We start from the raw sequence: 2,232 nt of genomic DNA on the forward strand, positions 1-2,232 counted from the left end.
GTGGAACAGACGGATTCCCAGACGGGAGCTGGGGAGCAGGATTCGCATGGAGCGGAAGCTGGCGGGCTCCTTGGACTTGATGAACGGGCGCATCGCGGTCTCGTAGCTGCCGAAGGCGGTCGACGGCTTCTCGGCGTTGCGCTCCAGCTCGTTGGCCATGATGTAGGAGCCGATGAGGCTCGACGTGACTCCCCAGCCCGCCGGGGGCAGGCCGTGCGCGGCGTCCCCCACGAGGACGACGCGGCCCTGGTGCCAGCGCTCCGCGACGATCTGGACGACCTCCTGGGAGTAGAAGTTGTCGCTGGACTCAAGGGCGTGGAGGAAGCGATCGGTCTGCCAGCCGGCGCCTCGCAGCTTGTCCGCATAGAACCGCTTCTGCTCGTCGACGGGCTTCCTGTGGATCGCTCGGGCCTCGGGGGAATTGTCCCTGAGGAAGAAGTAGATCTGGGTCTCGGTCTCGCTGTGGCTGCGACGGATGACGAGTCGGCCGCCGGGGGCGTTGTACATCGTGGCGATATCGCTGTCGGACTCGTCGCGGGGGACGATCCAGTAGGCCACGTTCACGCCCGATCGCCGGTACGGGTCCGGGGCGCCGGGAGGCAGGATGGCCCTGCGGATGCGCGACCCCTGGCCGTCCGCGCCGACCAGCAGGTCGAACGTTTCGGAGGAGCCGTCGGCGAAGTGGACCTTGACGTGCTCGTCGTCCTGCTCGAAGCGCTCGATCATCGTGTCGAACCTGAACTCCGCCCTGTCCTTCGCGGCGTCGTAGAGGATGCGCAGGAAGTCCGCGCGCATGATCTCGTACTCGGAGGTGATGGACGCGGTCCCGCGGCCGGACGTGTTCGGCATCATGCGCGCCTTCACCCGGCCTTCGCTGTCGATCATCTCGAAGCCGGCCTCGTGCACCTGTCGGGCTTCGACCGCATCGAGCAGTCCCATGCGCTTGACGACGTCGACGCCCTGCGCCCGGAGGTCGATCTGCGCGCCGGAGGCCCTGAGGGCCGCAGCCCGCTCGATGACGACGACCTCATGGCCGTGGCGGCCGAGCCAGTACGCGGCGGACAGTCCCGCGAAGCCGGCACCGACTACGAGGATCTTCTTCTTGTTCTTCTGCATGCGGTATTCCCTGGGTTCTGGAGTCAGGCTGGTGGTGTGGGCGCGGAGAGGACCTGCAGGGTCCGCGGCCAGGCGTGGGCACCGGCCGCGTCGTCGTCGCCGGTGGGTCCCTGGCCGAGCCGTGGCCGACGCCCGGGCAGAACTCGTACGACGTCGGCCACGGCCGGCTGCGCATCGCCGCGAGAACGTCGTCGTAGACGTCCTGCGGGGTGAAGTCCTGCTTGCGGTGGCAGATCTGCACGGGCCCACTGATCGCCGGCGCCCCGGCGTTGACGCCCATGGTCCGCCGAGGAAGTCCGCGCCGCCGAAGCGCATCGGACCGAACTCGACCACCTGGTCTCCCCAGACGGTGAGGTTGTAGGCGTCGACCGCGCCGATCTGTGCCGCCGGTGATGACGCACACTCTGCCGTCCATGCTCGTGGCTTCCCTCCTTCGTCGATCCGTCGTCGTCCGTGCCGGGGTCTTCGGAGCCGTTCGAACAACTCGTCCGGCCTGCCGGGACGGACAGGGACGCCCGCTCGTCGAACCGGGTGGGCTTGGGGTTGACCCGGATGACCGTGGCCCGGGGGCCGATGCGGCAGACATAGCCGCCGTACATCCCTTCGATCGAGCCGACGGCCGGGACGAGGTCCGCCTGCGAGACCCACTGTCCGGCCCTGTCGTAGTCGGTCCGGGAGACACCGACGCGGGAGTGGACGGGGAAGGAGACCATCGCCCCGCCGCAGTCGCGGCACTTCGGTGCCTACCAACGCGACGACCTGATTGATCGTCCCGTCGGCCGAGGCCCTGAGCAGTTCCGGCTGCTCGTCGAGGACGATCGCGCCGTAGCAGTCGCGCTGCTCGATGCCGTCGACGGCCGCCTCCCGGTCGTCGACCACGGCGATGTCGAGCACGCCGTCGCCCTGCTCCTGCGGCTGCTCGGTGATCGCGGCGGCGGCCTGCTCAGACCCGACGACGGCGGCGGTCGCGGTGTCCTTCGGCTCTGCCGTGACGGCGGGCCAGGAGAAGGCCAGCGCGATGATCGCGGTGATGCCCGTCAGGGCAGCGGCGATCACCGGGGCGCAGGACCGGCGTGCGCTGCTCCCGTGCTGGTGAGGCGGGTGTGGGGAGTGTGG

At 69.4% G+C, this 2,232-nt stretch carries 3 protein-coding genes; 2 read left to right on the top strand and 1 reads right to left on the bottom strand.

Translation table 11 applies throughout. From position 1 onward, the window contains the following. The coding region (locus GFH49_RS39575; protein WP_196218223.1) for an FAD-dependent oxidoreductase at window positions 1-1,116 on the bottom strand (1,116 nt) is incomplete at its 3' end. 74 nt (window positions 1,117-1,190) lie between these two features. Here GFH49_RS39575 and GFH49_RS41120 point away from each other — a divergent pair. Beyond that, the gene (locus tag GFH49_RS41120; RefSeq protein ID WP_268867539.1) at window positions 1,191-1,313 is read left to right on the top strand and encodes a hypothetical protein; all 123 of its coding nucleotides are present in this window, start codon (window positions 1,191-1,193) and stop codon (window positions 1,311-1,313) included. Window positions 1,314-1,999: 686 nt separating this feature from the next. Continuing rightward, entirely contained in the window at window positions 2,000-2,212 is a 213-nt protein-coding gene (locus GFH49_RS39580; RefSeq protein ID WP_196218224.1) for a hypothetical protein, read from the top strand. Window positions 2,213-2,232 lie beyond the last annotated feature (20 nt).

It is taken from the genome of Streptomyces blattellae, from assembly GCF_009709555.1.
GTDB lineage: Bacteria > Actinomycetota > Actinomycetes > Streptomycetales > Streptomycetaceae > Streptomyces > Streptomyces blattellae.